The 13,205-nt window shown below is 56.6% G+C and carries 9 protein-coding genes; 1 reads left to right on the forward strand and 8 read right to left on the reverse strand.

Annotation, left to right across the window (positions count from 1 at the left end):
* Positions 1-8: 8 nt before the first annotated feature.
* Genes BT142_RS03400 through BT142_RS03415 form a run of 4 tightly spaced genes read right to left on the reverse strand, consistent with a single transcriptional unit; the run spans position 9 to position 7,102 of the window.
* Positions 9-785: an EAL domain-containing protein gene (locus BT142_RS03400; RefSeq protein WP_347497631.1), complete on the reverse strand. Its 777-nt coding sequence runs from the start codon at positions 783-785 to the stop codon at positions 9-11.
* Positions 786-800: 15 nt separating this feature from the next.
* Positions 801-1,943, reverse strand: a complete 1,143-nt coding sequence (locus BT142_RS03405; RefSeq protein ID WP_207647520.1) for a hypothetical protein — start codon at positions 1,941-1,943, stop codon at positions 801-803.
* 11 nt (positions 1,944-1,954) lie between these two features.
* On the reverse strand, positions 1,955-4,621 hold the full coding sequence (locus tag BT142_RS03410; RefSeq protein WP_072416806.1) for a DegV family protein: 2,667 nt from the start codon (positions 4,619-4,621) through the stop codon (positions 1,955-1,957).
* Between the two features lie 3 nt (positions 4,622-4,624).
* Positions 4,625-7,102 carry a hybrid sensor histidine kinase/response regulator gene (locus BT142_RS03415; protein ID WP_072416807.1) on the reverse strand — a complete coding sequence of 826 codons (2,478 nt, stop codon included), beginning with the start codon at positions 7,100-7,102 and terminating at the stop codon, positions 4,625-4,627.
* Positions 7,103-7,326: 224 nt separating this feature from the next.
* On the opposite strand from BT142_RS03415, the gene BT142_RS03420 reads away from it, so the two are divergent.
* The gene (locus BT142_RS03420) at positions 7,327-8,553 is read left to right on the forward strand and encodes a UTP--glucose-1-phosphate uridylyltransferase (protein WP_072416808.1); all 1,227 of its coding nucleotides are present in this window, start codon (positions 7,327-7,329) and stop codon (positions 8,551-8,553) included.
* A 330-nt stretch (positions 8,554-8,883) separates the two neighbouring features.
* Here BT142_RS03420 and ptsP read toward each other — a convergent pair whose 3' ends face one another.
* From ptsP to BT142_RS03440, 4 genes are read right to left on the reverse strand one after another with little or no spacing between them, the layout of a single operon-like run.
* Positions 8,884-10,518 carry a phosphoenolpyruvate--protein phosphotransferase gene (ptsP, locus tag BT142_RS03425; RefSeq protein WP_072416809.1) on the reverse strand — a complete coding sequence of 545 codons (1,635 nt, stop codon included), beginning with the start codon at positions 10,516-10,518 and terminating at the stop codon, positions 8,884-8,886.
* 21 nt (positions 10,519-10,539) lie between these two features.
* On the reverse strand, positions 10,540-10,800 hold the full coding sequence (locus BT142_RS03430) for an HPr family phosphocarrier protein (protein ID WP_072416810.1): 261 nt from the start codon (positions 10,798-10,800) through the stop codon (positions 10,540-10,542).
* A gap of 47 nt (positions 10,801-10,847) precedes the next feature.
* On the reverse strand, positions 10,848-11,810 hold the full coding sequence (locus tag BT142_RS03435; RefSeq protein WP_072416811.1) for a carbohydrate kinase family protein: 963 nt from the start codon (positions 11,808-11,810) through the stop codon (positions 10,848-10,850).
* Positions 11,803-13,158 carry a glycoside hydrolase family 32 protein gene (locus BT142_RS03440; RefSeq protein WP_072416812.1) on the reverse strand — a complete coding sequence of 452 codons (1,356 nt, stop codon included), beginning with the start codon at positions 13,156-13,158 and terminating at the stop codon, positions 11,803-11,805. The genes BT142_RS03435 and BT142_RS03440 overlap by 8 nt, the downstream gene beginning before the upstream one ends.
* Positions 13,159-13,205 lie beyond the last annotated feature (47 nt).

Consider the following 13,205-nt stretch of genomic DNA (forward strand, 5'->3'; position numbering starts at 1 on the left):
CTTTCAGGTCAGTCGTTATGTCTGTGACCTACTGTTATTTCTTCAAGCTCATCCTTCGTGAGCGGCCCCGAATAGAACTGCCCCTGTATCAGACCGCAGTCCATTTCCGAGAGCATATTTGCGGTATCTTCATCGTCGGCGCCCTGCGCCATCACTTCGAGGGGGATGTCCTTCACCATCTCTATCATGCCGCGAAGTATCGCTCTGCCGCCGCCCGAACCTGCCGAACGCACGATGTTCTTATCGAGCCTCGCCACCCTGACAGGCATATCCAGCAGCCGCTGGACGTTCGAGTAGCCGTGTCCGAAACCATCCAGCACAAGGGTGTAGCCCTGCGCGGACAGCTTTTTCAGGTTCTCGTTGAACACACGGCTCATGTTCTCGTATGAGGATTCCCTTATAATGAACGCGATGTGCTGGGGCGCAGTCATCGAGCGTTCGCGGAGATTCCAGATTATATCGGTCAGCTCCATTCGCATACACTGGGTGACCGACAGCCCCACGTATATCTGCGAAAGTCCCGTCCTCCTGAAGGTCTCGCTCCCTGCGAACCCGAACACCTCTTCGAGCACGCGGCTGCCGAGACAGACGCTCAGACCGCGCTCCTCCGCCGCCGTTATCAGCAGCTCCGAGTCGATGTCGCCGTACACCTCGTCGGAAAGGGCGATGACGGCTTCCGCCGAAACGAACCGCCCCTCGCTCACCGACCGTATGGGCTGATACCTGACGCTCAGTCCGCCCGAAGTCATGGCGCGGTTGAGTATCTCGTCAAGGTGTGCCTCTATCTGGTAGGAGCGCTTTTAGGTGATGTCAGTAGCGCGGCTGAACACGCGGCTGTAATCGGCAAACCTTGAGAAGTTGTGTCCGAACCGCAGCAGCTCGTCAAGGCTGTCTATCTCCTTCGGGAAGGTCACCGTCACCACGCGGGTGTTCGGGGTCGCGCCCAGCTCGAAGATCTCGTTGCTGTTCTTCCTAACACGGTCGCGCAGTTCGGGGACAGCCTGCACGGGGTTGTACTTCTCGTCGTCGAGTATGATGTAGAAGGTGCCCGGCTCTTCAAAGTACAGCTCATACGGCACCTTCTCGCGCCGCGCAAAGACGCGTATCTCGCCGTCGATAACGTGCAGATAGGCGTAGTAGGCTTCCTTCAGGTAACTTCTCATCTCGGCGGCGTTCCGGATATTCACTATGACTATCTGCGTGTCGTGACCCGTGACCTTTATCTTTCCCATCTCGTTGCAGAACGCCCTGTAGGCAGGCAGTCCCGAACTCATGTCCACCTGCAATTCGGGACGCTGTACGAACAGCACCACGAACAGCACCGTCAGCGAGGTCGCAAAGGACTCGATGAGATAGTGGGGATAGACAAGCTGGAACATTACTGAACCCACATTTATAAAGTACATCGCCATCAGCGAGTACCACGCTCCCCTGTCGAGGGTGTACCTGTGCAGGACAAGGTAGGTCGTTCCCACCAGAAGATAGCAGGCAGCCATAGCGTACACCAGCAGTATCAGCGAACCTCTCACATAGCCGTCCTCATCGTTCACCGTGAACACACAGCCCGTAGCCTCGTTCATGGCGAGCATCGAGATCACCACAAGGTAGGGCAGCAGAAGCAGCAGCTTCTTCCAGAAGGGCTTTATCTTGTACCAGGTCTTTGTCATGGAGATAACAAAGAAAAGATAGGCGACGTTCACGGCGTTGCGCGTGATGAAGTAAAGGTACTCCGACATCTTCACCCAGACGACGAAACCCATATTCAGCGTGTAGCCGTAAAACGCGAACTGCTCCACAAGCTCGCACAGGTCGGCGGCGAAGGAAAGGCTCGCCACCGCAAGGTACAGCCTGTTCGACCTGCCCTTCGTCATGCCGCGGAAAAGCGTCGTGACGATTATTATAAGGTACACAGGTACGGCGCATATATCAAAATACAGTATCATACCTTTCATGGCTATTTCCTCGCAAACATCAGTCCGAAGGTGCCTGCGCCGCAGTTGGCGCATATCGCAGGCGACGCCTTCTGCAAATACACGTTGTCAAAGCTCACGTATTCCGAGACCATGTCCCTTATCTCTTCTATCTCATCCGTCCTCATGCCCGCGTAGGTTATGAAGAGGGTGTCCCTGCTGATGCTGCCCGAACGCCTGAGCGTGCGCCTGATGTACTTTCGGTGAGACCTCTTGCGGCTGCCGAAAATGACGCGCCCTACGTTCATGGAGCTGTCCTTCATGACGATGACGGGATGCACCATGAACGCGTTGCAAAGCCTGTTCATCCGCTCCGACAGTCTTCCGCTGCGGCAGATATACTCGGTATCCCGCAGGATGAAGCTGGTCTGTATCGTGCCGCGCATCAGCTCGATGCTGTTTTTCAGCTCCTCGGCGTCGGCGAAGGGGGTCTGCTTCATCTGCATGACCGCATCCAGCACCAGCAGACCAGTACCGCTCGACAGATGCCCCGAATCCACCACGTTCACGTTGTAGAACGCCAGCGCCGCTTCGCAGGCGTTGGCGAAACCGCCGCTGGCACGCTTGGAGATGGTTATATGTATGATGTGCTGAGCACGTGAGAGCTGCTCGGCGAAGAATTCCTCATAGTCCTGCACCGAAGGGCAGTCGCTCCTGACGACCGTCTTTTCCTCTTCCATACAGCGGATGAGCACATCGCCGTCGGTCTCAAGATTGTCGTCGAACAGACCTGTGTCCGTGTATACTTTATAAGGTATCACAGGTATGTCGTAGGTGTCCAGCAGTTTTTTCGGCAGATCCGCAACGCTGTCGGTGGTGATGAGAAGCGGGACTTTCCGCTTAGAGCTGCGTATGAACTCCCCTGTCTCATACCGCGTGACGCCCACGCCCTTTATCTTCACGAGCTCATCGGGCAGGACGTTCAGCAGCGTTTCTTCGAGGACGGCGGCATCTATGGGCTTGAGCAGATACGCATCGAACCCCGACCGCTGATAGAGCAGCCTGTCCTCACTGCCCGCATTCGCGGTCAGCACCACCATCGGCGTTTCTCGGCATAGACCGCCCGACTGCGCCCTCACCGCGTTCATACATTCGATGCCGTCCATGACGGGCATCATGTGATCCATGAATATAGCGTCGTAATGGTTTATCAGCGTGAGCCGCAGACATTCCTCGCCGCTCTCGGCGGTATCGGTCTGCACCTTCGTCCTGCGCAGCAGCTTTTCCGCCACCATGAGATTTGCGCGGTTGTCGTCCACTATGAGCACTCTCGCTCTCGGGGCTTCAAAGCTCTCACCGCCGAGGACGGAACTTCCCGACGTCCTGAAACGTCCCGTGCTGAACACGCCCAGCTCTTTGTCGTCCACCGTCTCCTGTTCCAGCGTGACCGCAAATGCCGAGCCTTTTGTGTAGATACTGTTGACGGAGATCTCGCCGCCCAGCAGGTCTACCAGCTGCTTCACTATCGACAGTCCGAGACCCGTGCCTTCGATCGACCTGTTCTTTTCCTCGTCCACACGCCTGAAGGCGTCGAAAAGGTGGGGAATGTTCTCCTTGCGGATACCGATGCCCGTGTCCTCCACCGAGTAGGTCACGAGCGCCTTGCCCGTGCCCGTCCTGCGGCAGTGTACCGAGAATTTCACGCTGCCTGCCCGAGTGTATTTCACCGCGTTGTTCAGCAGGTTTATGACTATCTGCTTTATGCGCACCTCGTCCGACAGCAGCTGTGAGGGCATGGTGGGGTCAACGTCCACGATAAAGCGCAGACCCTTCGCGTCCGCCATTACCGAGACCATGTTCACGATGTCGGTGAGCATTTTTCCCACGTCGTATACAACGGGGACGATCTCCATCCTGCCCGACTCCATCTTCGACATATCGAGGATGTCGTTTATCAGCGAGAGCAGTATCTTCGACGCCGAACGGATGTTCTTCGCGTCGTCGGCTACCTCCTCGGAGATATCCTCGCGCAGTATCATCTCGTTGAGTCCTATTATCGTGTTTATCGGCGTGCGTATCTCGTGGCTCATGCTGGAGAAGAAGCGGTTCTGAGCCTTGTTCAGTTCCTCTATCTTCCTGCTCTGTTCCTCCGAACGCTCCTTTTCGCGGCGGAGAGTGTGTATCTCGAACCCGACGATGAAGCTCAGCATCGTGCCGACAAACACCATCGAGATGAAAGAGTCGATGAACGCCGTCTTGTCGTTGTGCTCGGTCATCAGCGAGGGCACTTCGTAGGCGACGATGTAGCAGGCTGCCGCGACTATCGCGTTGGTGATGAGCAGGAAATACTTGAACCTGCCCTCCATTATCATGCTGATAAACAGCGTGCAGAACACGAACCACAGCGGCGAGCCGCCGTATATGCCGCCGCCCGAGAAAAAGGTCAGCGGCAGCAGCAGGATTATCATGAACACCGAGATAACGCCCGAAATGACGTTGTACTTCCGCGTCCTGATGCCGATGAACATGAGAAGCACGAATATAACGAAGCTCACCACAAGGGTCAGCAGGTCGTACTGATCCTCACGGGTGAGTATGCCCACCACGATTATGGCGAGCATCGCCGTCAGCCCGAGAGTTCCGAGCAGCAGGAAAATACGCTCATTCATCGAGCGCTTTTCATCAAGTACCGCATTGATGAGCTTTCTCATAAGTCAAGCCTCCTTGCTGTCTCCCGTCAGTTCGTTTATTAGCTGCAAGAGCCTGCCGTAGTCCTTTGCAAACGCCTCATGGTTCTCCGCGATGAAGCGTTCGTCTCCCGACTTCGCCGCCGCTTCGAGCCGCTTTGCCGACTCGGACAGCGCGTCCGCGCCGATGGTCTTGGCTGTGCTCTTTATCGAATGAACACGGATGGCGTAGTCTTTCAGCGCCTTGTCCGCAAAATAACCGTTCAGTTTGCCGAGCTTTTCCTCTCTCCTGTCCGCAAATTCCGCGAGTATCTCGCGGTAGAAACCCTCATCGTTCTGACAGTAGCCCATGCCCTCTCCGATGTCCACCCCGAACTCCCGAAGCGCACGGTAGGGGTCGGCAGGGACAGGCGGTTCGGTATCATCGCCGCTGTCAGCCGAAAGCGGGTCGTAAACTATCGCCGAGCGCGGCAGCACACGTTTCAGCACCCTGTCGAGCTCCATCAGGTCGATGGGCTTCGGCAGGAACGCGTCGAACCCCTCGGACAGGAACATATCCTTAGCCGAACTGCTCACGTTGGCGGTGAGCGCGACTATGCAGATGTCCCTGCCGAGCCTGCCTGCGCTCTGCCGTATGCGCTTCGCGGTCTCGACGCCGTCCATCTCGGGCATCATGTGATCCATGAAGATGATGTCGAAATCGTCCGCCATGCACATCTCTATTGCTTCCGCGCCGCTGAGCGCTGTGGAAACGCGCATACAGTAAGTCTCGAATATGCCCTTTGCGACGTGCAGGTTCATGGGTTCGTCATCCACCGCCAGAACCCTGATGTCGGGGCAGAACATACGCTCCTTCTCCGCCTTCGGACTGCTGACGTAGGTCATCTCCAGATAGTTCGCCAGCTGTGCGCCGCTGAATGGCTTTCTCAGCACGGCGATGTTTTCGCCGACCTCGCCTCGGAAATCCCTGTCCTCGATGAGAACCACGTTCATCTCCGCCGCGAGCAGGTCGATATAGTCCTTGTTCTCGATATACTCCCCCGTGCCGACGAACAGGTGTGTGATACTGCTGTTCACCACGAGCCTTTCGAGTTCGCCGAGAGAGCTGACCCTGCGGAAGGACACGTCGGTCTTAGTGACGAAGTTGGTTATCATCTCCATGTAGAACTCCTTGACGCGGGGTTCTTTCGTGGTCAGAAATCCGAAGAAGCCTGCCGCCAGCACGCTGTCCCTGTTGGCGACGGTGATGCAGGGCGAGCCGTCAGAGATCTCCTGCGGTATGCTGACCCTCACGACCGTTCCCTCCTCGGGAGCGCTCTCGATATGCACGAAGCCGTCCATCGCCCTCGCAAGGCCGTTCACGATGGGTATGCCGAGACCGAGACCGCCCGCAGTCCTCGAACGTCCCGAATCCGCCTGATAGAATTTCTCGTAGATGTGCTCTATCTCACTGCCCGACATCCCGATGCCCGTATCCGTCACCTCAAGGATGAGGTTGATGCCGTAATCGCGCTTCTTGGTGCAGATACGCACCCTCACGCCGCCCGACCTCGTGAACTTGAAGCCGTTCGTGATGAGGTGTCGGAGGATCTTCTTTATCTTGCCGCAGTCGCCGATAAGCTCGGCAGGCACGTCGGGGGAAAGGTCTACCACAAGGTCGAGCCCGTAGTCCTCGGTGAACCTAAGCTGTGTGATTATATCGCCCACCACCGAGTTTATCGTGTACCGTTCCCTGCTGACCGCCAGCTTCTTCATGTCTATCTCGGTGTAGTCCATGATGTCGCCCACCTGGTCGGCGACGCGGTGGCCTGCCTCTGCGATAGCCGAAACGTTCCCCCTGAAACGCTCGGGAACATCCTCTTTTTCCATGATGGACGCAAGACCCATCACGGCGTTGACGGGCGTGCGTATCTCGTGGGAAACGTTGGCGAGGAAGTTGTTCGCCCTCTCGTTCTCTTCGAGGATGTCGTCTATCCTGTGTCGGTACTGCTTTTCGGTGTTGAACCATGCCGAGGACATCCTGTCCGCAAGCACTGCCCCCAGCACTATGAGCAGGAACTGCCACGCCGACCTGACGATGTTCGACGCGTCGAGTTTCAGTTTGCCCTCACCGCCTGCTATCAGCAGATGAAGTATCATGCCCGCAAGTCCGCCGCAGGTAGTGACCGCCACAAGGAACCGTTCCCCCGACATGGAGAAAATGAACACCATTATCACGATCAGCGCGGTGCTGTCGTAGAGGGTGTTGATGCTCACGGCATAGTAAAACGTCTCGAAAATGAGGAACACCGCGTAGCAGTATATCCGCGTCCTGCCCGAGCCTTTGCCCGAGATGTGTACACTGAGACACAGCAGCAGGCCTGCGATTATAACGGGTATCATCCATTTTTCCCAGTCAAGGATGATGTCCAGCAGGATAAGCACCCCCGAAAAGACCGTCATGGTGATTATTGTCACAAGGTGAGATAAAAAGTGCATCTCCTTGTCGATACCGCTGTCTTTCATTGTATCACCATCCTTTTGCCTTAAATGAACGTTCACAAGAATTTCTTATATTCTTTATTATTATACCATAATATACGATACAAATCAATAGTTTCTGACAAATATCATGAATTTAAAGCACTTTTCATTCATACCGTGCATATTTTATTCAAAACCGCTTGAAATCCGCGTTAAAATATGATATAATAGAATATGTTCACACGCAAAAAAAGGAGGATAACACTATGACACTTGAAAACGCACAGAAAAAACTCGCAGACTTCGGTCAGGAGCACCTGCTGAAATACTATGACACCCTCTCCGACGAGAGCAAGTCTGCACTTCTCGCACAGATCGAAAAGACCGACTTCGGCATGATCTCCCATATCGCCGACTTCGGCAAGAACGACGGCAGAGGTGTGTTCTCTCCCCTCGCCGCTATGCAGCGCGATGAGATAGTCCGCCGCGAGGACGAGTTCCGCACAGAAGGCATTAAGGCCATCAAGGAAGGCAAGACCGCCGCTCTCCTGCTGGCAGGCGGCATGGGCACACGTCTCGGCTCGGACAACCCCAAGGGTATGTACGACATCGGCGAGACAAAGCACGTCTACATCTTCCAGCGCATAATCGAGAACCTGCTGGACGTCGTTAAGGAAACAGGCACCTGGATCAGACTTTTCATCATGACCAGCGAGAAGAACAACGATGCCAGCGTCAAGTTCCTCAAGGAACACGATTTCTTCGGCTACCGCGAGGACAAGATCAGCTTCTTCACACAGGATATGGCTCCTGCCTGCGACCGTAACGGCAAGATCTACCTCGAAGCTCCCGACCACCTCTCCACCTCGCCCAACGGCAACGCGGGCTGGTACTCCTCGCTCCTGAAAGCAGGCCTCGGACACCTGTTCAAGGACGAGGGCATCGAGTGGATAAACATCTTCGGCGTGGACAACGTTCTCCAGCGCATCTGCGACCCCGCATTCATCGGCGCGACTATCCTCGCTGACGTTTCGGTGGGCGCGAAGGTCGTCCGCAAGGCTGCCCCCGACGAGCGCGTGGGCGTTATGTGTCTCGAAGACGGCAAGCCCTCTATCGTTGAGTACTACGAGCTCTCCGATGAGATGATGAACGCTAAGGACGCAAACGGCGACCCTGCCTACAACTACGGAGTTATCCTGAACTATCTCTTCCGCGTGTCGGCGCTCGAAGCTGTCGCTGACGACAAAATGCCCCTCCATGTGGTCGAGAAGAAGATACCCTACATCGACGAAAACGGCGACCTCGTTAAGCCCGAAGCCCCCAACGGCTTCAAGTTCGAGCAGCTCGTGCTCGACATGATACACCAGCTCGACACCTGCCTGCCTTACGAGGTCATCCGCGAACACGAGTTCGCACCCATCAAAAACGCTACAGGCGTTGACTCCGTCGAGACCGCTCGCGCCCTCTGCAAACTCAACGGGATAGTGCTTTGATTTTTCATTAGTGCAGGTCTTGTCTTGGGGGAAACCTTTCTGAAGAAAGGTTATCCCCCAAACCCATTTCCAAAGACTTTTAATGCTTTTTGGCTTGTGGTGCTTCTTCACTATTTTGTATTGATTGGGAAGATCGTGGTTCTACTGTTATATAGTTCGCACTTGCCAAAAAGACGTTCGATAGTGGATAACGCTTCAATTGCGGAATTTATCAGATAGTCACTCTTGAAGCGGTGATAGTCTATCTTTCCGACTACAAACCCGCACTCCCACCGAAAAAGCCCCCCGCCGCGGCAAGAGACTGCCGCGGCGGGGCTTTTGGTTTGTGTATTATTTGGAGAGGTCAATATTTCTTACTTGTTCTCTGAGGGGGAGGACAAACGGGGCGGAGACGCTGAGTTCGTCGATGCCCATTCTGAGGAACGCTTCGGTCAGCGAGGTATCGGCTGCGAGTTCGCCGCAGATGCCGATCCATGCGCCGTGCGCGTGGGCGTTCTTTGCCGCCATCTCAATGAGTCGCAGAATCGCTTCGTGGTGGGTATCCACGAAGGCTTCGAGCTTTGCGTTCTGGCGGTCGCAGGCGAGGGTGTACTGGGTGAGGTCGTTGGTGCCCACCGAGAAGAAGTCCACCATCGGTGCGAGCCTGTCGCTTATCACGGCGGCGGCGGGGGTCTCGATCATGATGCCCACCTCAACCTTATCGCTGAACGGGATGCCCTCAGCCGCGAGTTCCTTCTTCGCTTCCTCGCAGGCAGCGAGGCACTTCTCGACTTCGGGAACGCCGGTTATCATCGGGAACATGATGCCGAGGTCGCCGTATGCCGACGCGCGGTAGAGGGCTCTCAGCTGCGTTTTGAATATCTCGGGTCGGGTCAGGCAGATGCGTATCGCGCGGAAACCGAGGGCGGGATTGTCCTCCTTGTCCAGCTTGAAGTAGTCGATCTGCTTGTCCGCGCCGATGTCGAGGGTGCGGATGATGACCTTCTTGCCTGCCATGCTTTCGAGCACCCGCTTGTAAGCCGCGAACTGCTGTTCCTCGTCGGGGTAGTCGCTGCTTTCAAGATAGAGGAACTCGCTTCGGAAAAGTCCGATGCCGCCCGCGTCGTTCGCAAGCACCGCGCCGATGCCGTCAACGCCGCCGATGTTCGCGAATATCTTGATGTGAGTGCCGTCCTTTGTGACGTTTTCCTTGCCCTTGAGCTCCTGTAGGAGAGCTTTCTTGCGGGCGTCCTGTGCCTGCCTGTCGAGGCAGGTCTTTACGGTCTCATCGTCGGGGTCGAGGATGACCGTGCCCGTGTGACCGTCAACTATCATCCTGTCGCCGTCCTTTATCTGCGCGAGGAAATCCTCGCCGACGCTGATGACCGCAGGAATGTTCATGTTTCTCGCCAGTATCGCCGTGTGGGAGTTGGACGAACCGAACGCCGTCACGAACGCCAGCACCTTGTCCTTATCGAGGGACACTGTCTCGCTGGGAGCGAGGTCGTCGGCGCACACGATCATCTTGTCGAATGCCGCCGCACCGCCTGCGCCGCCGCCCGAAAGACACGCGATAACGCGGTTCGAGATGTCGCGCACGTCAGCAGAACGCGCCTGCATATAGGCGTCGTCCATCGAAGCAAACATATCGGCGAAGTTGTCGGAAGTCACAGCCACCGCGTACTCCGCGTTGACCGACTGGGTCTCGATGATGCTCTTTATCGAGTCGTTGTAGTCGTCGTCCTCGATCATCATCATGTGTATCTCGAAGATCTGCGCGTGGGTCTCGCCCACTTCTTTCAGCGCCTTCTCGTATATCTCCGAGAGCTGTGATATCGCCTGTGCCTTGGCGTTTTCGAGCCGTTCAAGCTCGGCAGCGGTATCATCGATATGAACGCGGCGGACCTGAGCCTCCTGCCGCTTGAACACAGAAACGCTGCCTACAGCTATCGCACCGTAAACGCCCTTGCCCTGAAACTTTTTCATAAGTCCGCCGCCTCCTTTATATCAAAGATTTGCCGACATGAACTCCTCGACCGCTCTTGCAGCCGCGACCTCATCGCCGCCCTCGATGTTGAAAGTAACGGTATCGCCGCACTTTACGCCGAGTCCCATGAGCATCATGAGCTTCGTTACGTCAACGGTCTTTTCGCCCTTTGTGACGGTGACCTTGGTGTCCGCGAAGCCTTTTACGAGCTTGCCGAGATTGCCTGCGGGTCTTGCGTGGATGCCGTTTGCGTCCTTGATAGTGTAGGTGAATGTTTTCATGATACATCTTCCTTTCGTGTATAAAATATCTGCTCTCTGATGAACAGTTATGGTTCGTAGTCTCTGATGTCGGGGTAGGATGCTATCGCCCCTGCCGACTGCACGCTTATCGAGCAGAACTCGTTCGAGAAGCCGAGTGCTGTCCTCAGCTGAGCGTCGCTCACGTCCGCGAGCTTTTCGCTGCCGATACCCATCTGACAGAGCTTCCACAGGAACGACCCGATGAAGCCGTCGCCTGCGCCCGTGGTATCGACTGCCCTGACCTTTTTGCCCTCCGCGAACGCCGACGCCTTCTTCGTGAACGCATAAGCGCCGCCGCTGCCGCAGGTGTAGACCACCAGCTTCACGCTGCCCGTGAACAGCTTCGGGAGCGCGTCCTCGACAGCCGTTTTTCCCGTGATGAATTCAAGCTCCTCGTCCGAGACCTTGACTATATCCGCCAGCGGGATGAAGCTCGTGACCGTCTGTTTCAGCGCCTCGCGGCTGTCCCACAGCTGAAAGCGCAGGTTCGGGTCGAAGCTGACCAGCGCTCCCCTGCTGCGTGCGGCGGTTATCGCCGCCATGTGCGCCTCCCTCATGGGGAAGTCACCCAGGTCAACGCTGCAAAAATGCAGGGCGTATGCGCCGTCGAAGTATTCCCCGCGCACCTTTTCGGGGGCGTAGAGCATATCCGCCGACGGCTTGCGGTAGAAGGAAAAAGTCCTGCCGCCGTCCGCTTCAAGGCTCACGAACGCCAGCGCGGTGTTCGCCTTGTCGGTAAGGCTCACGCAGCTGATGTCGATGCCGCAGCCTTCCAGCTCGCGGAGTATCTTGTGGCCGAAGGGGTCGTCGCCCAGCTGGGTCAGGAGCCTTGCCCTGCCGCCGAGCCTTGCGAAAGCTCCGCATACATTGGTCGGTGCTCCGCCGACCTTCGGCGAAAACGCGCCGACCTCATCGAACGAACATCCCGTCTTGTCGGGTATGAAGTCGATGAGGGCTTCGCCTATCGCCACTATCATATCATTAGACATCGGCTTTCACCTCCATAGCTGCAAGCGGATAAACGCTTCCGCCTGTTCCCTGCGCCGTCAGCGCGAGTGCGGTCTCACGCGGATAGAACCGCGTGCTCATTACCTTTTCGCCGCCGTTCAGATAGACCTCCACTGAGGACATATCCGCTATCATCTCCATGCCCGTGAACTTTCCGAGCTTCACACGGCGGACATCTCTGCCGCCGCTGACTTCCATGTCGGTGAACCGCATCGTGAAGATGCCGTCCCCGTAGGAAAGTTTCAGCACACCGCCAAGGTCGAGTGTGAACCTCTCACACGGCGAGAGCGACGCGAAGTAGAACGGAAGCTCTGTCGTGACCATTCCGCCGTCCTTCAGTTCGGCGGGGCTGCCTTTTCTGCCGTTCAGCTCCCATACGGGGCGCTGACAGATGCCGCCGTCCTCACGGAGCGTCAGCTCTCTCGGGAAGGTCAGGCAGTGCTGCCACCCGAGTTCGGCAGTCGGGTTCGAGTAGGGGATGTCGCCGATGCCCATCCAGCCGATGAGCAGCACCCTGCTGCCCTGCCCCCTGCCGTCGGGAGCGATGAAGCTCTGGGGCGCGTAGAAGTCGAAACCGTAGTCCCACTCCTCGAAGTCACGGAGAGTGTCGTCGTATCTGAAATAGCCCGAGCTGTAGACGTTCTGGTGTTCGGTCTCGCCGTGGGGCATACCTTGGGGCGAGATGCCGAGGAAGCGTTTTCCGCCGACGTCGATGACATCGGGGCACTCCCACATATAGCCGAAGTCGGGGACGGACAGCTCGTAGTCAAATGACCAGTCAGTCAGGTCGTCCGAGCGGTAGAACAGCACGCAGCCCTTGTCGTCAAGAGTCCTCGCGCCGAGCACCATGCGGTAAACTCCGTCCTCTTCCCAGACCTTCGGGTCGCGGACATGGCAGGAGCAGTAGTCGGGGTAGTCGGCGTTTCTGAGGAGCGTCTGTTTTTCGCTCATGGTCACGCCGTCGGCAGTGGTGACGCGGATAACGTTCGCGCCGCGCCCCGAGGTGATATAGTCGTGGTCGCCCTCTTCCTTGACGTTGCCCGTATAGAAGAGGTTCAGCAGCCCGTCCTTTACGAAACCGCAGCCCGAGTAAACTCCGCTGCGGTCATCGGGATGGTCGGGACGCATCACTGCTCCCGTGAAGCGCAGGTGAATCAGGTCTTTGCCCGACCAGTGGCCCCAGCATTTGCCGCCGCTGCCGTATGCGCTTTCGGGAGAGTACTGGAAGTAAATGTGATATTCGCCGTTAAAGAAGCTCAGACCGTTGGGGTCGTTGAGCCATCCGCTTTTCGGTTCTAAATGGAGCTTTTGTCTCCAGTCATTTTTCATGGGGCATCAGTCCTTTAGCTGTTGTGACCCCTGCGGCGGCGGAAGTT

The organism is Ruminococcus sp. YE71, assembly GCF_900119155.1.
Classification (GTDB): domain Bacteria; phylum Bacillota; class Clostridia; order Oscillospirales; family Ruminococcaceae; genus YE71.

Excerpts from the sequence above, each read along its gene's own strand:
- BT142_RS03405 (WP_207647520.1), bottom strand. The coding sequence starts at position 1,943 with ATGATACTGTATTTTGATATATGCGCCGTACCTGTGTACCTTATAATA.
- BT142_RS03410 (WP_072416806.1), bottom strand. The coding sequence starts at position 4,621 with ATGAGAAAGCTCATCAATGCGGTACTTGATGAAAAGCGCTCGATGAAT.
- BT142_RS03415 (WP_072416807.1), bottom strand. The coding sequence starts at position 7,102 with ATGAAAGACAGCGGTATCGACAAGGAGATGCACTTTTTATCTCACCTT.
- BT142_RS03420 (WP_072416808.1), top strand. The coding sequence starts at position 7,327 with ATGACACTTGAAAACGCACAGAAAAAACTCGCAGACTTCGGTCAGGAG.
- ptsP (WP_072416809.1), bottom strand. The coding sequence starts at position 10,518 with ATGAAAAAGTTTCAGGGCAAGGGCGTTTACGGTGCGATAGCTGTAGGC.
- BT142_RS03430 (WP_072416810.1), bottom strand. The coding sequence starts at position 10,800 with ATGAAAACATTCACCTACACTATCAAGGACGCAAACGGCATCCACGCA.
- BT142_RS03435 (WP_072416811.1), bottom strand. The coding sequence starts at position 11,810 with ATGTCTAATGATATGATAGTGGCGATAGGCGAAGCCCTCATCGACTTC.
- BT142_RS03440 (WP_072416812.1), bottom strand. The coding sequence starts at position 13,158 with ATGAAAAATGACTGGAGACAAAAGCTCCATTTAGAACCGAAAAGCGGA.